The sequence below is a fragment of the Archangium lipolyticum genome, from assembly GCF_024623785.1.
Taxonomy (GTDB): domain Bacteria; phylum Myxococcota; class Myxococcia; order Myxococcales; family Myxococcaceae; genus Archangium; species Archangium lipolyticum.
In genome coordinates, this window is record NZ_JANKBZ010000025.1 from 1 (window position 1) to 18,761 (window position 18,761).

Annotated in this window: 15 protein-coding genes and 1 pseudogene; 11 read left to right on the forward strand and 5 right to left on the reverse strand. The window is 65.7% G+C overall.

Annotated features, from left to right (window positions below):
* Positions 1-181 precede the first annotated feature (181 nt).
* Positions 182-967, forward strand: a complete 786-nt coding sequence (locus tag NR810_RS37050) for a MerR family transcriptional regulator (protein WP_257459497.1) — start codon at positions 182-184, stop codon at positions 965-967.
* 78 nt (positions 968-1,045) lie between these two features.
* The gene (locus NR810_RS37055; RefSeq protein ID WP_257459498.1) at positions 1,046-2,086 is read left to right on the forward strand and encodes an aldo/keto reductase; all 1,041 of its coding nucleotides are present in this window, start codon (positions 1,046-1,048) and stop codon (positions 2,084-2,086) included.
* A gap of 127 nt (positions 2,087-2,213) precedes the next feature.
* Here NR810_RS37055 and NR810_RS37060 read toward each other — a convergent pair whose 3' ends face one another.
* Positions 2,214-2,765 (reverse strand): PadR family transcriptional regulator, encoded by a 552-nt coding sequence (locus tag NR810_RS37060; protein ID WP_257459499.1) that lies wholly within the window; start codon positions 2,763-2,765, stop codon positions 2,214-2,216.
* A 75-nt stretch (positions 2,766-2,840) separates the two neighbouring features.
* Here NR810_RS37060 and NR810_RS37065 point away from each other — a divergent pair, with 75 nt between their 5' ends.
* From NR810_RS37065 to NR810_RS37080, 4 genes and pseudogenes are all read left to right on the forward strand, one after another.
* On the forward strand, positions 2,841-3,653 hold the full coding sequence (locus tag NR810_RS37065; RefSeq protein ID WP_257459501.1) for an alpha/beta fold hydrolase: 813 nt from the start codon (positions 2,841-2,843) through the stop codon (positions 3,651-3,653).
* Between the two features lie 35 nt (positions 3,654-3,688).
* Positions 3,689-3,781 (forward strand): annotated as a pseudogene (locus NR810_RS37070) (IS5/IS1182 family transposase); the annotation flags it as partial.
* An 89-nt stretch (positions 3,782-3,870) separates the two neighbouring features.
* Positions 3,871-5,280: an acyl-CoA dehydrogenase family protein gene (locus NR810_RS37075; RefSeq protein ID WP_257459503.1), complete on the forward strand. Its 1,410-nt coding sequence runs from the start codon at positions 3,871-3,873 to the stop codon at positions 5,278-5,280.
* A 51-nt stretch (positions 5,281-5,331) separates the two neighbouring features.
* Positions 5,332-7,671 carry a DUF1989 domain-containing protein gene (locus NR810_RS37080; RefSeq protein ID WP_257459505.1) on the forward strand — a complete coding sequence of 780 codons (2,340 nt, stop codon included), beginning with the start codon at positions 5,332-5,334 and terminating at the stop codon, positions 7,669-7,671.
* A gap of 79 nt (positions 7,672-7,750) precedes the next feature.
* Here the strand turns inward: NR810_RS37080 and NR810_RS37085 are convergent, their stop codons facing one another.
* Both NR810_RS37085 and NR810_RS37090 read right to left on the reverse strand, forming a co-directional pair.
* The gene (locus NR810_RS37085; protein WP_257459506.1) at positions 7,751-8,974 is read right to left on the reverse strand and encodes a GAF domain-containing protein; all 1,224 of its coding nucleotides are present in this window, start codon (positions 8,972-8,974) and stop codon (positions 7,751-7,753) included.
* 59 nt (positions 8,975-9,033) lie between these two features.
* On the reverse strand, positions 9,034-9,378 hold the full coding sequence (locus NR810_RS37090; protein ID WP_257459508.1) for a hypothetical protein: 345 nt from the start codon (positions 9,376-9,378) through the stop codon (positions 9,034-9,036).
* A gap of 443 nt (positions 9,379-9,821) precedes the next feature.
* On the opposite strand from NR810_RS37090, the gene NR810_RS37095 reads away from it, so the two are divergent.
* On the forward strand, positions 9,822-11,882 hold the full coding sequence (locus NR810_RS37095; protein ID WP_257459509.1) for a GMC family oxidoreductase: 2,061 nt from the start codon (positions 9,822-9,824) through the stop codon (positions 11,880-11,882).
* A 92-nt stretch (positions 11,883-11,974) separates the two neighbouring features.
* Positions 11,975-13,444: a carboxylesterase/lipase family protein gene (locus NR810_RS37100; RefSeq protein ID WP_257459510.1), complete on the forward strand. Its 1,470-nt coding sequence runs from the start codon at positions 11,975-11,977 to the stop codon at positions 13,442-13,444.
* A 96-nt stretch (positions 13,445-13,540) separates the two neighbouring features.
* Here NR810_RS37100 and NR810_RS37105 read toward each other — a convergent pair whose 3' ends face one another.
* Positions 13,541-14,587 (reverse strand): alpha/beta fold hydrolase, encoded by a 1,047-nt coding sequence (locus NR810_RS37105; protein ID WP_257459511.1) that lies wholly within the window; start codon positions 14,585-14,587, stop codon positions 13,541-13,543.
* 726 nt (positions 14,588-15,313) lie between these two features.
* On the opposite strand from NR810_RS37105, the gene NR810_RS37110 reads away from it, so the two are divergent.
* Positions 15,314-15,529, forward strand: a complete 216-nt coding sequence (locus NR810_RS37110) for a hypothetical protein (protein WP_257459512.1) — start codon at positions 15,314-15,316, stop codon at positions 15,527-15,529.
* Between the two features lie 262 nt (positions 15,530-15,791).
* Positions 15,792-16,283, forward strand: coding sequence for a C-type lectin-like domain-containing protein (locus tag NR810_RS37115; protein WP_257459514.1), 492 nt, complete (start codon positions 15,792-15,794; stop codon positions 16,281-16,283).
* Positions 16,284-17,013: 730 nt separating this feature from the next.
* Here NR810_RS37115 and NR810_RS37120 read toward each other — a convergent pair.
* A complete protein-coding gene (locus NR810_RS37120; protein ID WP_306818842.1) occupies positions 17,014-18,477 on the reverse strand; it encodes a cytochrome P450 in 1,464 nt (487 codons plus the stop codon).
* Positions 18,478-18,488: 11 nt separating this feature from the next.
* Here NR810_RS37120 and NR810_RS37125 point away from each other — a divergent pair, with 11 nt between their 5' ends.
* Entirely contained in the window at positions 18,489-18,716 is a 228-nt protein-coding gene (locus tag NR810_RS37125; protein ID WP_257459518.1) for a hypothetical protein, read from the forward strand.
* Positions 18,717-18,761 lie beyond the last annotated feature (45 nt).

The window sequence follows — 18,761 nt, forward strand, 5'->3', positions numbered from 1 at the left end:
GGACAAGGAGAGAATGCGTTTGGCGTGCAGGTCCTCCTCGAAGAGCGACTCCAGGAACTTGTGCACCTGCTGGTCATTGAGGCGTGGCTTGCGCATGACCGCAGAAGTAATAGCGCCCGTCCTACTTTTCGCACCACTCAGCCTACACACCGCTCCCTTGCTCCCCTGCTAAAATGAGGGGATGGCTCAGCGCCTGACCCGCAAGGCGCTGCGGGTGTACGCCGAGCAGGGGTTGCTCCGTCCGGTGCATACCGATCCCCTTTCGGGCTACCACTACTACAGCTTCAGCCAACTGGAAGACGCCCGCAGAATTACCCGTCTGAGGGACTTCAACATGTCTCTGGAGGACATCCGGGAAGCCCTGAGGGCATGGCAAGCATCCGAGCTCTCCAGCCTGCTCCAGCAGCAGCAGCGAAAGCTGCAGGCCCAGCAGGAGGACATCCAGCGGGTCCTGAGCGACCTGCGGGCCTTCATGCAGGCCGAGCGGCCCCTGTATCAGGTGAACACCAAAAAAGTACTACCCCAGCGCTGCATCACCCGGCGTGCCCGCTGCGCCCCCGAGCATTCCTGTTCCTTCATTGATGCCACACAGCCAGCGCTGCTCAAGGCTCTCAGGGCGGCGGGAGCCCACCCGGCCGGGTCAGGAATCGTGCGGTACTTCGAGAGCGAGGGGGAGGACACCTGGGATGTGGAGGTCTGCCAGCCCTTTACGATCGATGGACCCCTGCTGCTTCCAGAAGGGTTCGATGTGCTGACCCTCCCGGGAGGAACGGCGGCCTACACGGTGCATGGGGGGGATTGCGGCGGGGATTTCGGGCTGCAGGGAGCCTATGAAGCGGTCTGGAACTGGATCCGGGAACACGGCCACGAAACCCAGGGGCCCCCCTATGAGGTGTACCTGTTCGAACAGAGCAACACCGACGACACCGCCGATTACCGCACCGAAGTGGCCTGGCTGATCCGCTGAGCCAGGAAAGACCACTCCCGCACAACAACAGAAAACCCACGCAAGAGGTTTCGCCAGAAGCGAAGCCAAGGAGGAGTCATGTCTAAACGCAAGCTGGGAAACACAGGCATTCAGGTCAGCGCCCTCGGACTGGGCGGATGGACCATCGGAGGCCCCTTCCGGGGCGGCACCGACGAATGGGGTTACGGACCGGTGGACGACCGGGAATCCATCCAGGCGATCCATAGGGCGGTCGACCTGGGCGTGACCTTCTTTGACACCGCTGCCAATTATGGGGCTGGGCACAGTGAGAGGATTCTGGGAAAAGCCCTCGGCAGCCACAGGTCCAGCGTGGTGATCGCCACGAAGTTCGGCTACCGGGTGCTGGACGACCAGAAGCTGGTAGACGGTCCGGAGGTCCATCAGGAAGCCATCCGCCGCTCCTGCGAGGCCAGCCTGCGCAGGTTGGGTACGGAATACATCGACCTGTTCCTGTTCCATGTGGGCGACCATCCCGCGGATCAGGTGGATGAGGTGCTGGACACCCTGGAATCCCTGGTGGCGGAGGGCCACATCCGCGCCTATGGATGGAGCACCGATGATCCGGTGCGGGCCAGGGCTTTCACCGCCGGAAAGCACTGTGCGGCCATCCAGCACCAGCTCAACATCTTCGAGGACAATCCTGAAATGCTCAGGCTCTGCGAGGAGATTGGCATGGCCAGCATCAACCGGGGTCCTCTGGCAATGGGCCTGCTGACCGGAAAATACGCCAGAGGTGCACGCTTCGACTCCACCGACATTCGCGGTGCCAACGTACCCTGGATGAAGTACTTCCAGAACGGTCAGCCCAATCCTGAATGGCTTGCCCGCCTGGAGCAGGTGAAGGACATCCTCACCTCCCAGGGCCGGACCCTTGCCCAGGGCGCACTGGCCTGGCTGTGGGCACACAGCCCGGTGACCCTGCCAATTCCGGGATTCCGCACGGTAGCGCAGGCGGAGGAAAATGCCCGCGCCCTGGAATTCGGACCACTGACCCCGCGGCAGATGCAGGAGATCGACCGGATCCTCGGACGGGAGGATTTCAGGGCCCCCTCGCGCGGGAGCGGAGCTGAATCCGCAAGAGGCGGGTCCGCCGCCTGAGGCGCGGCGAGCGTGGGGCGATCGTACAGTGATTACGAGCGTAGATGCCTTCTGCCCGTCGCGGTGCCGCGCCCTCCTGTCACCAGCCTGGACGGTGGCGGCGGCTCCGAGCCTCGCTGACGGCTCTTCACTCGCCCGCCATTGTGTACTCGCCCGCTTCGAGCCGGGCGATGAGCCCCTCGGTGAACCTGGCGACCGCCGCCACGCTACCGGTCCAGAGTGTGAGCAGGTCCGCGGTGTGCGGCGGCTCGGCGCGCTGGGGGAACATGGGCAGCATCTTCTCGAGGCCCTCGCAGGCTGCGGTCGCTCGCTGATGCTGTGAGCGCAGCAGGGCGAGCACCCGCGTGCGAGGCAGGGCGGTCATGAACGCCACACCCGCGCCCAGCTCCTCGAGATCGAAGCTCGACAACGCCGCCTCGAGGCGCTCCAGGAATTCGGCCTCCCCCTCGCGGGTGAGCGAGAAGAGCTCACGGCCGGGCCCCTCGGCGCTCTCTTCCACCCCCAGCGCGCGCAACTTCCCCTCTTTCGTGAGCTGCTTGAGCGAGTGGTAGATGGAACCGGGCCGGACGCGCGTCCAGGTGTCTATCCGCCACGTGCCGAGCTCACGGTGCACGGCGTAACCATGGGCCTGTCCGCGCAGGCGCACCACTCCCAGGACGAACAGCCGCACGACGCTCATGCGGCGAAGACTATTCCAATTTGACTAGTCCGCCACCTTCTGTATGCTCTGGCTACTCAAATTTGAGGAGCGGCCATGCCTGGAGCCACCCTGCACGATGGAAGCACGTTGGAGTTCGAGGTCTTCGGAGAGGGCCCCGCGCTGCTGCTGCCGGTGAATCCCAGGCCTGTCGAGGGGGAACGGGCGGAGCTGCTGCGCGCCTATGGCAACGACCCCGCCCTGGGGAAGCACCTCATCGAAGGGCTCCAGGAGCGCCTGCGCGTGATCGCCTTCGACTACGAAGGTCACGTGCTCCGCGAGCCGAAGCCGGACACGCTGACGCCAGAGAACATCGTCAAGGATGTACTGGCGGTGGCGCAGGCGGCGGGTGCGTCACGGTTCGCGTACTACGGGTACTCGTGGTTGGGGCTGGTGGGACTGCAGCTCGCGCTCCGAACCGACCGGCTCTCCGCCCTGGTGATGGGTGGCTTTCCGCCGCTGGGGGGCCCCTACCGCGAGATGCTCCGCGTCACCCTCGCGGCCCACGAGAACGCGGGACGGCAGGCCAACGGTGACGAATGGTCCACCGAAGGGATTTCGAAAGAGCAGACGAAGCAGTTCGTCACCCTCTACACCGCCCTCCAGTCCTTCGACGACTCGGCGATCCAATCGCGGCTCCGGTGTTCGCGGCTGTGCTTCGCCGGGAGCAGGGACGAAATCCGTTACGGCAAGGAGTGGGGCGACGTGCTCGTCAGCCTGGCGGGGCCCCTGCTCCAAAGACGCTCGGAGCTCGAGGCGCTCGGGTGGGAGGTCCGCCTCCTCGACGGGCTGGACCACACCGCGGCCATGCAGCCCGGGAACGTGCTGCCAATCCTGCGATCGTGGCTGCTCGAGGCTCACTCCAGCTGAGGTGGGATCGAAGCCACCTACCAGGAAGCCATGAGCCTCCCCAACTGATTGTCGAGCGAACCTTTGGTTGGCTCAATCGCGAGAGACGTCTGTCCAAGGACTGCGATCGCAAGGAGGAGTCCTCCGAAGGCCGGAGACGGAAACCCTTCACGTGGTATGCTGTTCGATGCAAAGAAAGTGGCTGCGGTGGCCACATCCGCGAGATGGGAGACGCGTCATGAGCAACAAGAAGACGTGGGGAGATCAGGAGTTCTGGGGCTTGGGATTCGAGTTCGATCCACAATGGCTCCTGACCGACGAGCAGAAGAAGCTCCAGGCGGCGCTGATCGACCTTTGCCGGACCACGCTGCGCGTGAACGCCGTGGAGAGCGACAAGAAGCTTGTCTATCCGCGCAAGAACCTCGAGGCCCTGGCGAAGCTCGGCCTGCTCGGCCTCATCGTGCCGAAAGAACTGGGGGGGATGGGCCAGAACCACGTCTGTGCCGCGATGGTCGTCGAGACCATCGCGCGCTACGGCTGTGCGAGCACCGCCATGTGTTACACCATGCACCTGGGCGCGGTCGCCGCCGGTCTCCTCCGCCATCACGACAACCCGGTGCTGCAGGACATCTTCAAGCGCGTCGACAGGGACTGTCTCATCGGCACGCTGTCCTATTCCGACCCTGAAACCGGCTCGCACTTCTGGTATCCGGTCTCGTCGAGCGCCGAAGAGACACCGACGGGCTGGCGGGTGCGCAAGAAAGCCTCCTGGACCACCTCGGGCGGTTTCGCTGACTGGTACATCGTGCAGACCACCAGTCCCGATTTCGGCGGCAACTACGCGAACCTCTCCTGCTTCCTCATCATGAGCGACGAGGTGAAGTCCGATCCCGCCAACTGGGACGGTCTGGGGCTGCGCGGCAATCAATCCGGCCCGATAGAAATCGACAATGTGGAGATTCCGAGGAACCGGCTGGTCGGCCCGATCGGTGACGGCGCGACTTCCAACGACGAGTGCGTCGATCCCTTCTTCCTCCTGTGCTCGTCCGCCTGCTGGAATGGCATCGCGCTGGGCATGATCGACATCGCGAAGAAACATACGACCGGGAAGACCCACGTCGATGTCGGCATGCGCGTCGCCGACTACCCGACCATCCAGGACTACGTCGGCGAGTGCATCATGGACACCAACGCCGCACGCGCCCTCGACTATCAACTGGGCCAGGCCCTGGATGAGGCCACCAACAACTGCGACTGGTTCCTGCACAAGGATCCCGCCACCCTGCTCCGCACCCAGTTCCTGCACTGGATGTGGCAGGTGAAGTTCATCGCCGCGAAGAACGTCGCGCACGTCTCGGACAAGATGCTGCATGCCTGCGGCGGCACGGCCTACAAGCCGGCGCTTGGCATCGAACGCTATCTGCGTGACGCCAAGGCGGGCTGGGTCATGGGCCCGACCAACGAAGTGCTGCGTCAGTTCGTCGGCAAGATGGCCCTGCTCGGCACGCAGTCACTCGATTACTGGAACCAGACGATCAACGAGCGCGTGTTGAACAACGAGTTGAAGAAGCTCGACGCCGACGGCAAGCGCCAACTCGCCGAGAAGTTGCTCGCCGAAGCCAACGGTAGGAAGTCCTCGGCCGCCTGAGCCCACGTCGTCGAGGGTACCGATGAAAACGAGTCTCCCGGAGTGTCCGTCATGAATGCCGCTGTGCCCCGTGGCCTGCGGGTGCCAGGCTTGCGCACCTTGCCGGTGGGCGTCGAGCGCTACGTCGTCCCTGGTGGCGGCTCCATCGTCGTCGCGCTGTCCGCCGGAGATCGGCTGCGTGTGCTCGATCCCGAGGGCCGCCAACCGGGCGAGCTCGTGGTCTTCGATGCTCGAGGGCAATCGCGACCGGAGTTGCTGGGCGTGACGACCTCGAGCCGAGCGGACGGTCTGTTGAGTCTGCTCGAGGCCTCCGGCAACGAGGGAGAGGGTGTCATCTCGGCGCTGGCGCGGCGGGGGGTCGCGCTGCGGGACGCACGCGCCATTCCGGTGTTTGGGTTCGACACACCGGCGGGTGCCTCCGTGTCATACGTCGCCGAGGCCTCGGCCATTTGCGCCGTGGTCTCGGTCGGCGGGCCAATGGCCGTGGACGCGCACGATGCTCCGACCGAGCTCGTCGTCTTCATCGACCGCGCACAACCGGCCGCGCGCCGGCTCGTGGAACCCCCCGAACCCCTGGCCGAACCTCGGCTCGATCTCCGCGTCGACCGCGCGACCGCGCTCGCCTATGAGGCGTTCGAAGGCGAGTACATCCAGATCATCGACATCGAGGGCCGTCAGTGTTCGGACTTCCTGGCCTTCGATCGCGCGTGCCTCGAGGCAGGCCTCGAGATTGGCATCGATCCGACGTCGACGCGCTCGCTGACCGGCAAGGTCTACCCTGGCCCGGGGCTGCACTCGAAGTTCTTCGGCCAGGATCTGCAACCCCTGGTGGAGGTCGTCCAGGACACCTGCGGGCGTCACGACACCTTCGGACTGGCATGCTTCGCCAGGTTCTACGAAGACAAAGGCTACTTCGGCCACGCCAACTGTTCGGACAACTTCAACGCCGTGCTGGCACCGTACGGCTTGAGGACACGTCCTGGCTGGACGGCCATCAATCTCTTCTACAACACCTTCCTGGACGCCCAGAACGCCATCTATCTGGATGACCCCTGGTCGAGGCCGGGTGATTACGTGCTGATGCGGGCCTCGCGCGACCTGGTGTGCGGCTCATCGGCCTGTCCCGACGACATCGATCCGACCAATGCCTGGAACCCGACCGACATCCAGGTGCGTGTCTACCCGGCCAGGAATCTCTTCAAGAAAGCGATTGCCTTCAGAATGACTCCCGACGCGGAACCCAGACTCACCAAGGAAACCGGCTTCCATCCGCGCACCTCACTGCTCACACGCAACCTGGTGGAATACCGTGGCTACTGGCTCCCGGCTTGTTACACCGGCAAGGGACCGACCGAGGAGTACTACGCGTGTCGCGAGAAGGCGGTGGTGATGGACCTGTCGCCGTTGCGCAAATTCGAGGTCCTCGGTCCGGATGCCGAGGCCCTGCTGCAACTCACACTGACGCGCGACATCCGCCGTGTCGGCGTGGGCCACGTGGTCTACAGCGCCATGTGCTACCCGACCGGCGGCATGATCGACGACGGAACGCTGTTCCGGCTCGGCGCCGACAATTTCCGCTGGATCTGCGGTGAGGAATACGGCGGCGTATGGCTGCGCGAACAAGCCGAACGACGTGGCCTGCGCGTCTGGGTCAAGTCGTCCACGGATCAGCTTCACAACATCGCGGTGCAGGGCCCGAACAGCCGGGAGATCCTGCGCGAAGTGGTGTGGACGGGAGCCACGCAGCCCACCCTGGACGAGCTCGGCTGGTTCCGCTTCCTCATCGGACGCATCGGCGGACCGACTGGCATTCCGATCATCGTCTCGCGGACCGGCTATACCGGCGAGCTCGGCTACGAGGTCTGGTGTCACCCGACGCAGGCGCCCGCGGTGTGGGACGCCGTCTGGAAGGCCGGCGAGCCGCGCGGCCTCATGCCCCTGGGTCTGGATGCGCTCAACATGCTGCGCATCGAAGCCGGGCTGATCTTCGCCGGTTACGAATTCAACGATCAGACCGACCCCTTCGAGGCAGGCATTGGATTCACCGTACCACTCAAGAGCAAGGAGGAGGACTTCATCGGTCGCGAGGCCTTGATGGAGCGCAAGGCACATCCGCAGCGCCAGCTGGTCGGGCTGGAGCTCGAAGGCAACGAGCCAGCGGGTCACGGTGACCGCGTGTATGCCGGCCGAGCACAGATAGGCACCGTCACCAGCGGTACGCGCTCGCCCCTGCTGCGCAAGAACATCGCGCTGGCACGCATGGACGTGAAGTACGTGGCGATGGGGACCGAAGTCGAGATTGGCAAGCTCGACGGTCACCAGAAGCGCATTCCGGCAACCGTCGTACGATTTCCCTTCTATGACCCGGACAAGAGCCGGGTACGCGCCTGAACCCTGGGCATGCCCCGGTTTTGTGGACATACCTCATAAGTTGGCTACACGGAACTCCAGGCCACAAACCTGGAGGCGCCTATTCATGCCCGCCCTGGCTCCGATGCGCCTTGCTGGCTGCGGCATTCCGGTTGCGCGGCAGAACGAACTGAAACCTTGCTCCATGGCCCGGTCCATCGCTGTGCGCCTCTATCTTCCCGCCGAGTGACTGGACACTCACTGCGGCGCTGTGCAGTCCATAGCCGTGGCCACCTTCCCTGGTGGTGAAACCAGAGGCGAAGAGCTTCTCTTTCAATCCTTCATCAAAACCCACCCCATTATCAACCACGGCCACCGTCGTATGGTTCTCGTCCTGTCGGATCGAGATCCTGGTGCATGGATTTGCTTCGGGGGGCATCTCCCCTATCGCGTTCTTCGCCGAGATGGCGCTGCGAGAGGTCTCCAATGCACGATTCCGCTCCGTCAGATGGTGATACAGAGCGGCATTGTCCAGGGCGACCGCGGCCTGGGACGCGAGGATCTCGACGATGTCCTGGCGTGCTTCGCTGAATGCGTGGGTCGAGAGCGAATTCTCGAGGTAGAGAATCCCGTGCTGGCGCTCGCGATGGATGAGGGGGAGGCATAGCACCGAGTGCAATCCTCGGCTGCGCACCACTGCGTCATCGGCATAGGGACTCTGGATGCTGGCATCGTCAATGACGACGGGCTTGAGCGTGCGGCGGACGTAGTTGAGCACGCTCTCAGGCAGCTCTTCGGGCGCGCGCTGCTCCATCTGGGTCTGGCCGCGGATGAGCCAGCCCACTCCCTCCTGGAAGTCCACGAGAGCCGCATACTGGGCGCCGGCATTCTCCTGGATGATGCGCAGCATCGTGTGGAGGAGTTCGGCCTGGACGAGCTCGCTCGAGATGGCGCGGGCTGCCCGGATGATGGAGAGGAGATCGAGATTGAAGGTGGGAACCGTCGAGGACTGGCCGGAACCCAAATCGGAGCTGGAGCCGACGGGGGGCTCCGGGAATTCAGTCCGCGAAATGTGCTTCGCCAGCGCGGCAACCTTGCCCTGGGCCCCCCAGGCATCATAGAGCTGTCGCGCGCGCTTCAGGTGCATGCGTGCATACTCCGGCTTGTGCTGAGTCTCCCAGAAGAGGCCGATGCGCTCGTTGGCTACAGCCTCTTCCCGGATGAATCCCTGCTCGCGGGCACCCTCGATGGCGGCCTGGTAGAGCTCAACGGCTTGCCAGCGGTCTCCGCGGACGCGAGCCCGCTCCGCCTCTACCAGCTCTCCCAGGAGGCGGCGGATCGCCATGAAGGCGGCCTCCTGGTTCTCGGTCTCGGGGGTGCTGGGGAAGGAGATGCCGAGCTCTGCTAGCCGTGCAGGCCCAGGTTGAGAGCCGCGGCGAGGCGATTCTGGGCCTGGCAGGCCTGGATCTTGAGCTCATGGACCTGGATCACATCCATCAACTGGTGGGCATGAGACAGCGCCTCGCGCGCGTAGCGCTCCATGCGCTCGTGTCCACCACTCAGGTAGGCGGCCTCCACCATTTCCACGTGAAGTCCCCGGGACAGCTCGTAATCCTCCTGCCAGCTTCCTTCGTGGAGGAGGGTGAGTCCATTCTCCAGGTACTGCACCGCTGGGCCGGCGATGTTGAAGATGAGGTCCGGGCTGTAGGCCTCGAGCCGCGTGACGGTGCGGGAAGCCGGCCCACTCACCTCGAAGCGCTCCAGCCGGTGACCGAGGTGCCACAATGCGGTTGACCGCGAGCACCTTGTGAATCAGCCGATACGCCCGAGGCTCGGCGCACGCGCAAGAGCTGGATGGGCCAGACGGTCCGCGACTCGCCGCGGTTGAACAGCCGTGAGCTCGAGCTTTTGACACGTCGAACGACACGGCTGACGTGTCGAACGACACGGCTGACGCGTCAAGAACCGCTGCATCGGACCCCCGACCAGGCCGGTCTGCTCGGGGGGATCTCACCTCGCCGAGCGGGTCCGGTGGCATCGATATTGCTGACGGTGATGCGGGAAACTCCGGAGTGAGCCTCCGCCGCAATCGGGGATCGTTCAGGAGGGGCTCGAGAGTCGTCACTCAATGCTGCTCAACCGGCTGCATCACCGTGCAGCCAGACACCAGTCGTGAACCGCGAGGTACGCCCATGATTTCCCGTCGATCGATCCTGAAGCTCATCGCACTCTCCGGCCTCGGCTCGACAGCAGGATCGCTTGGTTGCAAGAACGACGACGCGCCCGAGGGCGACGCGACGGCTTCGACCTTCGACTACATCGTCATCGGCTCGGGCGCGGGCGGCGGTCCGGTCGCCGCGCGGCTCGCCGAAGCAGGCTTCCAGGTTTGCGTGATCGAAGCCGGTGGCGATCGCGGCGACAACTTGAACTACCAGGTTCCGTCCTTCCACGCGCGGTCGACCGAGGTGCCCTCGATGCAGTGGGACTACTTCGTCGATCACTACTCGGATCCCGAGCAGGCCAGGCGCGATCCCAAGCACTACACGGACCCGAACGGCGTCGAGCATCGGAAGGGCATCTTCTACCCGCGCGCCGGTACCCTCGGAGGGTGCACCGCCCACAACGCGATGATCACCATTCGTCCGCAAGACGCCGACTGGGACGACATCGCACGGATCACCGGTGACGACTCGTGGGCGGCGGACCAGATGCAGCCTTACTTCGCCCGCCTGGAGCGCTGCGACTACGCCGGCGCCGATCGCGTGCATGGCACCGAGGGGTGGCTTGGGACGAGCCTGGGAAACTCCGCGAGCCTGGTCCTCGATACATTCGACGACTCCACCCTCGGTCAGCAGACGATCGGCAACCTGCTCTATCAGGCGGCGATCGCCACGCAAGAGCTCTCCGAGTCGGAAAATCCCGCGTCGGCTCTCAAGGCGTTGTTGCAGCGCGATTTCAATGGCGACATCGCCGATCGCGACACCCTCGAGGGGCTCTATGCGATCCCGATGGCGATTCGGGGCGGCCTCCGCAATGGTACGCGTGAGCTCCTCCTAGACGCTCGTCAGCGCAGCAATCGCCTCACCATCAAGCTGAACACGTTCGTTACCCGCATTCTGTTCGGAGAGGAGCTGGTCGACGGCAAGCTGGTGGCGAAGGGAATCGAGGCCACGACGTATCCCGACGGCAAGCAGGTCTATCGGGCGTCGCCGCTCGCCGACGGAAGCACGGAGGGCACGACCATCAAGCTCTATGCACGCAAAGAGGTCATCCTCTCGGCCGGTGCCTTCAACACGCCGCAGCTCCTGATGCTGTCGGGGATCGGCCCGAAGGACCACCTCGAAGAAATGGGCATCGACGGCCCGAGGACCGTCTCGGGCAAGACGCTCTCCATCGTCGATCTTCCGGGCGTCGGCGGAAACCTCCAGGATCGTTACGAGGTCACCGTGCTCGGCGATCAACCGGAAGGAAAGCCGCTCGAGCTCCTCGCCGACTGCACGTTCACCACCACCGGCAACACGGCGGAGGATCCTTGCTTCGCGCAATGGGCCGCCAACAAAAGCGGGCCCTACGCCAACAACAAGTGCGTGGGTGGTATCGTCCTGCGATCGGAGTCGGCGCGCACGGCGGGGATCCCATCGGACCTGGTGATCTTCGGACTGCAGTCGGGCTTCCTCGGCTACTACCCGGGCTACTCGACGGGCCTGCCTCCGCCCGGTGGCGCGCCGCCGCCGCCGCCAAACAACGTCTCGAAGGCGCGCTTCACTTGGACTGTTCTCAAGGCCCACACCTCCAACACAGCGGGCACCGTGCGTCTTCGCTCCGACCACCCGTTCGACATTCCGGCGGTGAACTTCCGCTACTTCGAGGAAGGCACCCCGGACGCCGCGCTGCCGGATCTGGACGCCGTGGCCGAAGGCGCGGAGCTCGCGCGCGACATTCTCGAGAGCGCAGGGATGACCCCCGCCGGAATGATGCGCGACGTTCCCAAGACGCGCGAGGCAGTGCGGGACTACGTGCGGGACAACGCGTGGGGCCACCACGCCTCGTGCACCTGTCCGATGGGTCCGAGCGATCCGACGGGAGTCGACGCGAAGCGCTTTGTCCTCGACAGCAAGTTCCGGGTGCGCGGCACGCAGGGCCTCCGGGTCGTGGATGCATCGATTTTTCCGAAGATCCCCGGCCTCTTCATCGTGACCGCGATCTACATGGCGAGCGAGAAGGCCGCCGACGTCATCCTCGCATCGGCCTGAGTCGTCGCCGAGCATCACCACCGGCGCTCGCAGCGCCGCATGAAACAGCTACATGGACCCCCTGGTTTGTATTTTCGTGATGAGGAGGGCGGATGACGGAGACACGAGAGGGCGTCGTCGAGACCGCGCAGGGTCGCGTCCGAGGCCAGAAGACGGGAGCGGTCTGGTCCTGGATGGGCATTCCCTTCGCGGCGCCGCCGGTCGGGCCGCTGCGCTTCCGGGCCCCCCAGCCGCCCAGGCCGTGGACAGGCGTGCGGGAGGCGAGCCGGGCCGCGGCCACCGCCATCCAGCCGGGCACGTTCCCCGCGCCGCTGGATGGGCTGTTCAACCAGCGGAGCGAGGATTGCCTCTTCCTCAATGTCTGGTCTCACGCGGCGGACGGGCGCAAGCGTCCGGTGGTGGTGTGGATCCACGGAGGCTCCTACGAGACGGGCAGCGGCGACGGGTACCGGGGCCACCTCCTGGCCGAGCAGGGTGACATCGTCTTCGTCAGCATCAACTACCGCCTCGGTGCCCTGGCCTTCCTGAACCTGCGAGGGCTGTTCGACGATGAGCGCTTCGACGCCAATGTCGGGCTGCTCGATCAGGTCGCGGCGTTGCGGTGGGTGAAGGAGAACATCGCGGCCTTCGGAGGAGACCCGGAGCGCGTCACGATCGCCGGGGAGTCCGCGGGCTCGGGCTCCGTGGTGTCACTGATGGTGATGGAGGCCGCGCGGGGCCTTTTCCATGGCGCGATCGCCCAGAGCGCCGGGTTGACGCTGACCACGGATTGGGAGGACAGCCTGCGAATCGCCCAGGAGTTCGCCGGCCAGCTGGGCGTGGGCCGGGACACCCGCGAGCGGCTGTGGCAGTTGCCCGCCAGCCATCTGCTCCGGGCGATGCACGCCACCAAGAAGACACGGCCGGAGGGGTTCATGACCCGGCCTTATTTCGATGGCCAGGTATTGCCCGCCTCCCTCGAGGAGGCCTATGCGCGGCCCACCCCGGACGTCCCGCTGTTGATTGGCAGCAACCTGGACGAGCACCGCTACTTCACTGTCCTGCGTGTGCCCGTCCTGCCGCTGACCCGTGCGCGCCTCGCCAACACGCTGATGATCCGGCTAGGAGCCCAGCCGGCGGACGAGCTCCTCCGGCTCTATCCGGATGACGCCCGGGGGCTCACGGACCTGGGAAGTGATCTGTCCTTCACCATGCCTAGCATCCACTTCTCGGAGCGCCACGTCCGGCACGCCCCGGTCTGGCGCTACCGGCTGGACTACCCCTCGCCGCTCTTCAAGCTGGGGGCGATGCACGCGCTCGACCTGTTCCTGCTCTTCCCCTTTCCCTCCCTGGTCAGCCGGCTGCTGCTGGGCAGGGCCACGCCGGAGTTGACGGCGCTCCAGCAGCGCTTCCAGCGGCACTGGCTCCACTTCGTGCGCGAGGGCCGTCCGGGCGACGGGTGGCCCGCCTACGATCTGGAGAAGCGCCAGACCCTGCTCTTCAACCTGAGCGATCAGGTCGTGAGCGATCCGCAGGGCGAGCGCCGCCGGGCCTGGGCGGGCCGGGACGCGCCGGTGCGCTGACCCCCCGTCAATGGGCAGCGGCTCGTTCGCGCAGCCTGGGAGATTCGCCGGATGTGATGGAGTCCGGCGGCAGGCGAACACATCCAGCGCGAACCATCAGGGCGCCTCTCTCCCGCTCCTTCTCTCTCCGGGAGCGCGGGCCGCGTTTGCGGCGATGGCCTCAGCGATCCGTGGCCACACCTCCCGTGGAAGGTCATGCCCCATTCCTTCCACCACGAGGAGCTCAGCTCCTGGAATGGAGCGCGCCGTGTCGATCGCCGCCTCCACCGGTATCACAGGATCCTCCTTGCCGTGAATGACCAGGGTGGGTGCCCTGACGGAGGCGAGCGCCTGCTTGCGGCTCCCCGAAGCCGTGATGGCGGCCTGTTGCCGGACAACCCCCGCCGGGTCGTAGCAACGGTCATAACTGAGGGCTACCTTCTTGCGGAGCGCCGCCTCGTCAAGCGGGAAGCCCGGGCTGGCGATGGCCCGGAAAAGCCTCATCCCGTGCTCGATGGCCTGCTCCCGATCGCGCGTCGGGCTCAGAAGGAGTTCGAACAGGGGCATCAGCTCGGGCTTGGGACCCGGGAGGCTTGGGTCGCCCGTACTCGACATCAGCGAGGTCAGGGAGAGCACACGCTCGGGGTGACGGATGGCGAACTCTTGCGCGATCATGCCTCCCATTGACAAGCCCACCACGTGGGCCGCCTTGATCCCCAGTGCATCGAGCAGGCCCACTGCATCCGCTGCCATATCCGACAGCAGGTACCGCGCTTCTGGCGGGCTACTGGAAGTAGGCCCCTGGGAGGCTGACGCCTGCGAGGGCACACCCGCCGCGTGAAAGTGCGTTGACCGGCCCACATCCCGGTTATCGAAGCGGATGACCCGGAAGCCGCGCCGGACCAGTTGGTCGATGAAGCCCTCGTCCCAGTACACCATCTGCGCGCTCAAGCCCATGATGAGCAGCAGAGGAGGATTCCCCTCCTCACCGAAGGTCTCGTATTCGATGTCGATGCCGTTGGCGCGCACGCTGTGCCAGGGCCGGCAGCTCTCCGGGGGCTGACTGTCCCTCCGGGGCGAGTGTCCGCATGCCCCCAGCAATGCGAGGCAGGTCAGGGCCAGGGCTCCCTGGAGGGGGAGCCGGAGACGTCGCTCGTTCTTCACGTTCTCATCCTCCTGGAGGGGCTCCGCAGTCCTTGACGCCATGGACCTGGCGAGACACTGCGTGTTTCCTGCTCCGGCGGAGGAAGGTAGTCCGCCGCCCCTGAGCGAGAAGGACCGAGCCGCTGAACATGTCCAAGCTGAACATGGCGACCTGGCGGCGGTAGGAAAAGTGCTACCGAACTGGCAGTCCTCTCATTCCTACGGGCTGTCCCTTCGCGATTCTCGCGAGGACCTTCGACCAGTGCTCGCGCATGGCCTCCCGAGTCTTCGCCTCCGGCAGCTGACTATAGGGGGAAAGGGGGCCCTGATAGAGGGGGCGGGCAGGAGCAAAGGGGTGGAGAAAGGCCGCTGGAGGGTGAAGCGCGGGCTGTGCGCCGGGCCGGAGAAGAGGCAGTGCCTGCGGAATGGCGCGCCCCCCGGTGGGTGCCGTCAGGTATGCCAGCACCCTCCCGCGGCCGCCACACCCAGAGCAGGCGAAGACATCCAGCGCGAAAGTACGGCGCAGAAGCCCCGCCCAAGCCAATCGCGGCATGCGCTCCGTCGTCGACTCCACCGTCGCAGCCAGGGCCGGGCTCTCCTCCTCCAGCCTCGGCTCCGCCCCCGCTCGAGGGAACGAGGAGCTCCCGGGCGCCATCCAGATTCGCTCCAGGCATCAACTACCCTGACACAGGGGGCTCACGCTTCTCCCAGCGCACCAGCGGACGACGGAACCGGCTGAATCCAGGAGTGGGTGCGTTCCACTACCCAGCGGCGAGCCTTCTTGCGGCCGTCTCCGCGGCCTCGCTGAGCACGGCGCTGTCGCTGCGAGGCCGGGACGGGCTGTACAACTCCGAGGATGCGCGGACGGCCCGCAGGCTCAACACGTCCTACCTCATGTCGGCCCATGCCTTCGCGGCCCTCTATACCTACGGTGTCCTCGACGGGCTCGTCTTCACGCCCTGAGCCCCTCGGCTGCGACTCGAAGGGCCAGGACATCCGCGTCCGCAGGGAGAACCCGCGCGCGTGCCTGTTCTGGCACGTTCCTCCCCGAGTCCCGGGGGCCGGGACGCCCTCCTGCCGCGTAACAGGCTGGAGCTCCTGAGCTTCTGCCGTTCTCCGCACCGTGGCACCGCGCTCGCAATGAGGGGTCTTCACTCGGGCCAACCCCGGTCCGAGTGCCAGACACGCCGGGAAGGCGTGCCCCTATCCCCCGGAGAGCACGACGATGAGCCAGCAGCGAATGACAGCGGTGAGCACGGCCTGGAAGAAGATGGGCCTCGGCTGGGCCTTGGGAGCGACCCTGGTCCTGGGCTGTGGCACGGAGCCTTGGAACGGCATGGGCGCGGTCGGCAGCGGCGAGCCCTCGCTGACCACGAGCACCCAGCGCCTGGAGTACGGCGGCCACGAGTACGTCTTCGTGCTCAACCCCAAGACGTGGGCTGATGCGGAGCAGGCCTGCGTCAACATGGGCAAGAAGCTGGTGACCATCGAGACCGCCGCGGAGGCCGACTGGCTCCTGCCTCAGCAGCCCGCGGGGAAGGGTATCTGGCTCGGGAAAACGACGATGACTGCAAGGGCTCGGGCTCGCGCATCCGCTACCGGGTGCCGTCCTGCGGGAGCGGAACCTACGTGCTCCAAGCCGGCTGCTACGACGCTGGAAGCTGCGGCGGCCGGCTCGGCTTCAGGTACTGAGCCAATGCCTCAGAGGGCCTCGTAGGCCGAGCGCCAGCAGTCCACGAAGGCGGCGGGTGGCGCGGGGGCAAGCCCAGGTGCTCCAGACTCGCCCGCCCCCCTCCCACTTTCTTCACGTACGCCAACACCCGCCGCCTGCCTCCACACCTCACGCAGGCCAACACGTCCAAGTCGAACGTCCTCTTCAGCAACTCTGCCTGGTCCACTCGCGTCGTCCTCTCCTTCCTGGCCGCTGCTCACTCCCCGCGTTCTCCTCCTCCGTGTTACCGCGCAGCTTGGATGGGGGAGATCGGCCTGGAATCGGACCGACTGGATGATGGGAGGAGCCGTGGGGGAGTGGGGCGGCCCATCACCCAGGAGGTTCGGGTCAAGCCATGACGGGTGAGGTAGTGCGCGATTCCCAGGAGGGCGGGCCCGCGCGGCGGGGAGTGCCGCTCCGAGGGCCCGGCTGGGGCACGGAGAAAAAGGAGGCCCGTGACGTGTAGGCAGCACGGCACGGGCCAGGGCTCCGCGCATACAGGGGAGAAAGAGAAGCGGAGCAGCCGAGAGCTCATCCGAGTGGCGAAGACAGTCAAGGAGTGGAAGCAGGGGCCGCCGGACGTGGAGGCGGTGAGGCCGGGGAGGTGCCCGGGGGGCGGCGTGGCGAGCCGGCCAGTGGGAGGCCGGGTGGTGCTGCACGGGCACGGCAAGAGAAGCCGGCAGGTGCTGGGGCCCGAGGAGCCGGGAGGTACGCCCACGCAGGTGCAGGTGCGGCGCTACCGCTGCCAGGCGTGCGCGGTAACAGCCTTGGAGGAGCGCCGCTGGAGCAGCATGGGCAGGCCTCCCTTGGGACGCAGGGTGATCAGCGGCTCGGGGGTGGGCTGGTATCCGGGGACACAGCGCAGCCGGTAGTGTTGCGCCACGCTAGCGAGGATGAGCTGTGCCTCCATCATCGCGAAGTTGTTGCCGATGCACTGGTGCGGCCCGTAGCTGAAGGGGAAGTAGGCGGAGCGCGAGCGCTGGGCTACCTGCTCCGCGGAGAAGCGCTCCGGACGGAACGTGTCCGGCGCCTCCCAGAAATCCGGGTGGCGGTGCGTCACCCAGGGGCTGATGTCCACCAGGGAGCCGGCGGGGATCTGGTAGCCGCCGATGACGTCGTCTTGCTGCACCTTGCGGCTGTAGACGTAGGCGGGCGGGTAGAGCCGCAGGGTCTCCTCCATCACCATCCGCGTGTAGGGCAAGCGGGGCAGATCCTCCACGGTGGGCAGCCGGCCGCCGAGCACCTCATCCAACTCGGCGTGCAGCCGCGCCTCCTCCGCGGGGTGCTGATCGAGCAGCGCCCATGCCCAGCTCAGTGTCGTCGCCGTCGTCTCGTGGCCGGCGAAGAGCATGGTGAGCACCTCATCCCGGAGTTGCTTGTCATCCATCTTCTCACCGGTCTCATCATCACGCGCCAGGATGAACATGGAGAGCAGATCCCCGGAGTCCTCGTTGCTGCGGCGCCGCTCGGCGATGATGTTGTAGACAACCGTGTCCAGGGCGCGGATGGCCGCACGGAGCTCTCGGTCATAGCGGGTGGGCAGCACCGGCGGCAGCAGCTGGAGGTTTCGGCCGCGGGTGATGATCTGCTCGTTCATCACCTCGAAGGAGCGGGCCACCGTCTCGGCGTGCGGCGTCACGCTCAATCCGAAGAGGGTATCCCCGAGCACGCGCAGGGTCAGCTGCATCATCTCCCGGACGATGCTGAGCGGCTCGCCGCTCGCGGCGTGGGACTCCCACTGCTGCATCATCTCGCGTGTGGCCTCGGTCATCAACCGGCCCATGGCGGCGATGCGGTTCTTGTGGAAGGCCGGCTGGGCCAGACGGCGCTGGCGCAGCCAGAAGGAGCCCTGGCTGGAGATCAGGCCGTTTCCCATCACCCAGCTCACCATCCTGTAGCTGAAGTGATCCTTGGTGTAATTCTTCACATTCTCCTGTAGCACGCGCCGGACGCCGTCCGGGTGGCTGATCAGGTAGGCGTTGAGGGTGCCGAGCCGGTAGCGAGCGACGTCGCCGTACTCACTGCGCACCCGAAGGAGGAAGTTGAGCACGTCCCTCCTGACCTCGGGCATTACGCCCAGCAGGAGGCTTCCCCGAGGGCCCCGTGGCGTGCGCGCGGGTAGCGGAGACGTGGGGGCAGGAGCCTTATCTTTAATCATATGAATTCCTGGAAACCGTGTGAGTGCCTTCAATCGGAGCATGCACCCAAACCATGGTCAAGAAGGGACGTGCTGAGGTTCTCGAACTCAAGCCCCTGACAGCCGTCAGGTTTGAGAGGCCTTTCTCCTCGGACGAACTGGCCCCAAGCCCCAGTTTCAGCAGGCCTCATTCCCTCCTACCGGAACAGGCTCTAGAAACAAACTCTAATGGGCGTGAGCAGATGGGAATCATCGACCCGGAGAAGTGGAAGCGCCGCGAGCAACCGCCAAAGGCCCGGTAGATGTTGCACCCGAAGCGGACCATTTGCGGTGTAGTCTGCGGATGC

Bases quoted from the DNA above. Each gene is read 5' to 3' on its own strand.
- NR810_RS37125 (WP_257459518.1), top strand. From the start codon at position 18,489: ATGGTCAAGAAGGGACGTGCTGAGGTTCTCGAACTCAAGCCCCTGACA.
- NR810_RS37080 (WP_257459505.1), top strand. From the start codon at position 5,332: ATGAATGCCGCTGTGCCCCGTGGCCTGCGGGTGCCAGGCTTGCGCACC.
- NR810_RS37120 (WP_306818842.1), bottom strand. From the start codon at position 18,477: ATGCTCCGATTGAAGGCACTCACACGGTTTCCAGGAATTCATATGATT.
- NR810_RS37065 (WP_257459501.1), top strand. From the start codon at position 2,841: ATGCCTGGAGCCACCCTGCACGATGGAAGCACGTTGGAGTTCGAGGTC.
- NR810_RS37100 (WP_257459510.1), top strand. From the start codon at position 11,975: ATGACGGAGACACGAGAGGGCGTCGTCGAGACCGCGCAGGGTCGCGTC.
- NR810_RS37075 (WP_257459503.1), top strand. From the start codon at position 3,871: ATGAGCAACAAGAAGACGTGGGGAGATCAGGAGTTCTGGGGCTTGGGA.
- NR810_RS37050 (WP_257459497.1), top strand. From the start codon at position 182: ATGGCTCAGCGCCTGACCCGCAAGGCGCTGCGGGTGTACGCCGAGCAG.
- NR810_RS37085 (WP_257459506.1), bottom strand. From the start codon at position 8,974: ATGGCGATCCGCCGCCTCCTGGGAGAGCTGGTAGAGGCGGAGCGGGCT.
- NR810_RS37055 (WP_257459498.1), top strand. From the start codon at position 1,046: ATGTCTAAACGCAAGCTGGGAAACACAGGCATTCAGGTCAGCGCCCTC.
- NR810_RS37115 (WP_257459514.1), top strand. From the start codon at position 15,792: ATGAGCCAGCAGCGAATGACAGCGGTGAGCACGGCCTGGAAGAAGATG.
- NR810_RS37095 (WP_257459509.1), top strand. From the start codon at position 9,822: ATGATTTCCCGTCGATCGATCCTGAAGCTCATCGCACTCTCCGGCCTC.
- NR810_RS37060 (WP_257459499.1), bottom strand. From the start codon at position 2,765: ATGAGCGTCGTGCGGCTGTTCGTCCTGGGAGTGGTGCGCCTGCGCGGA.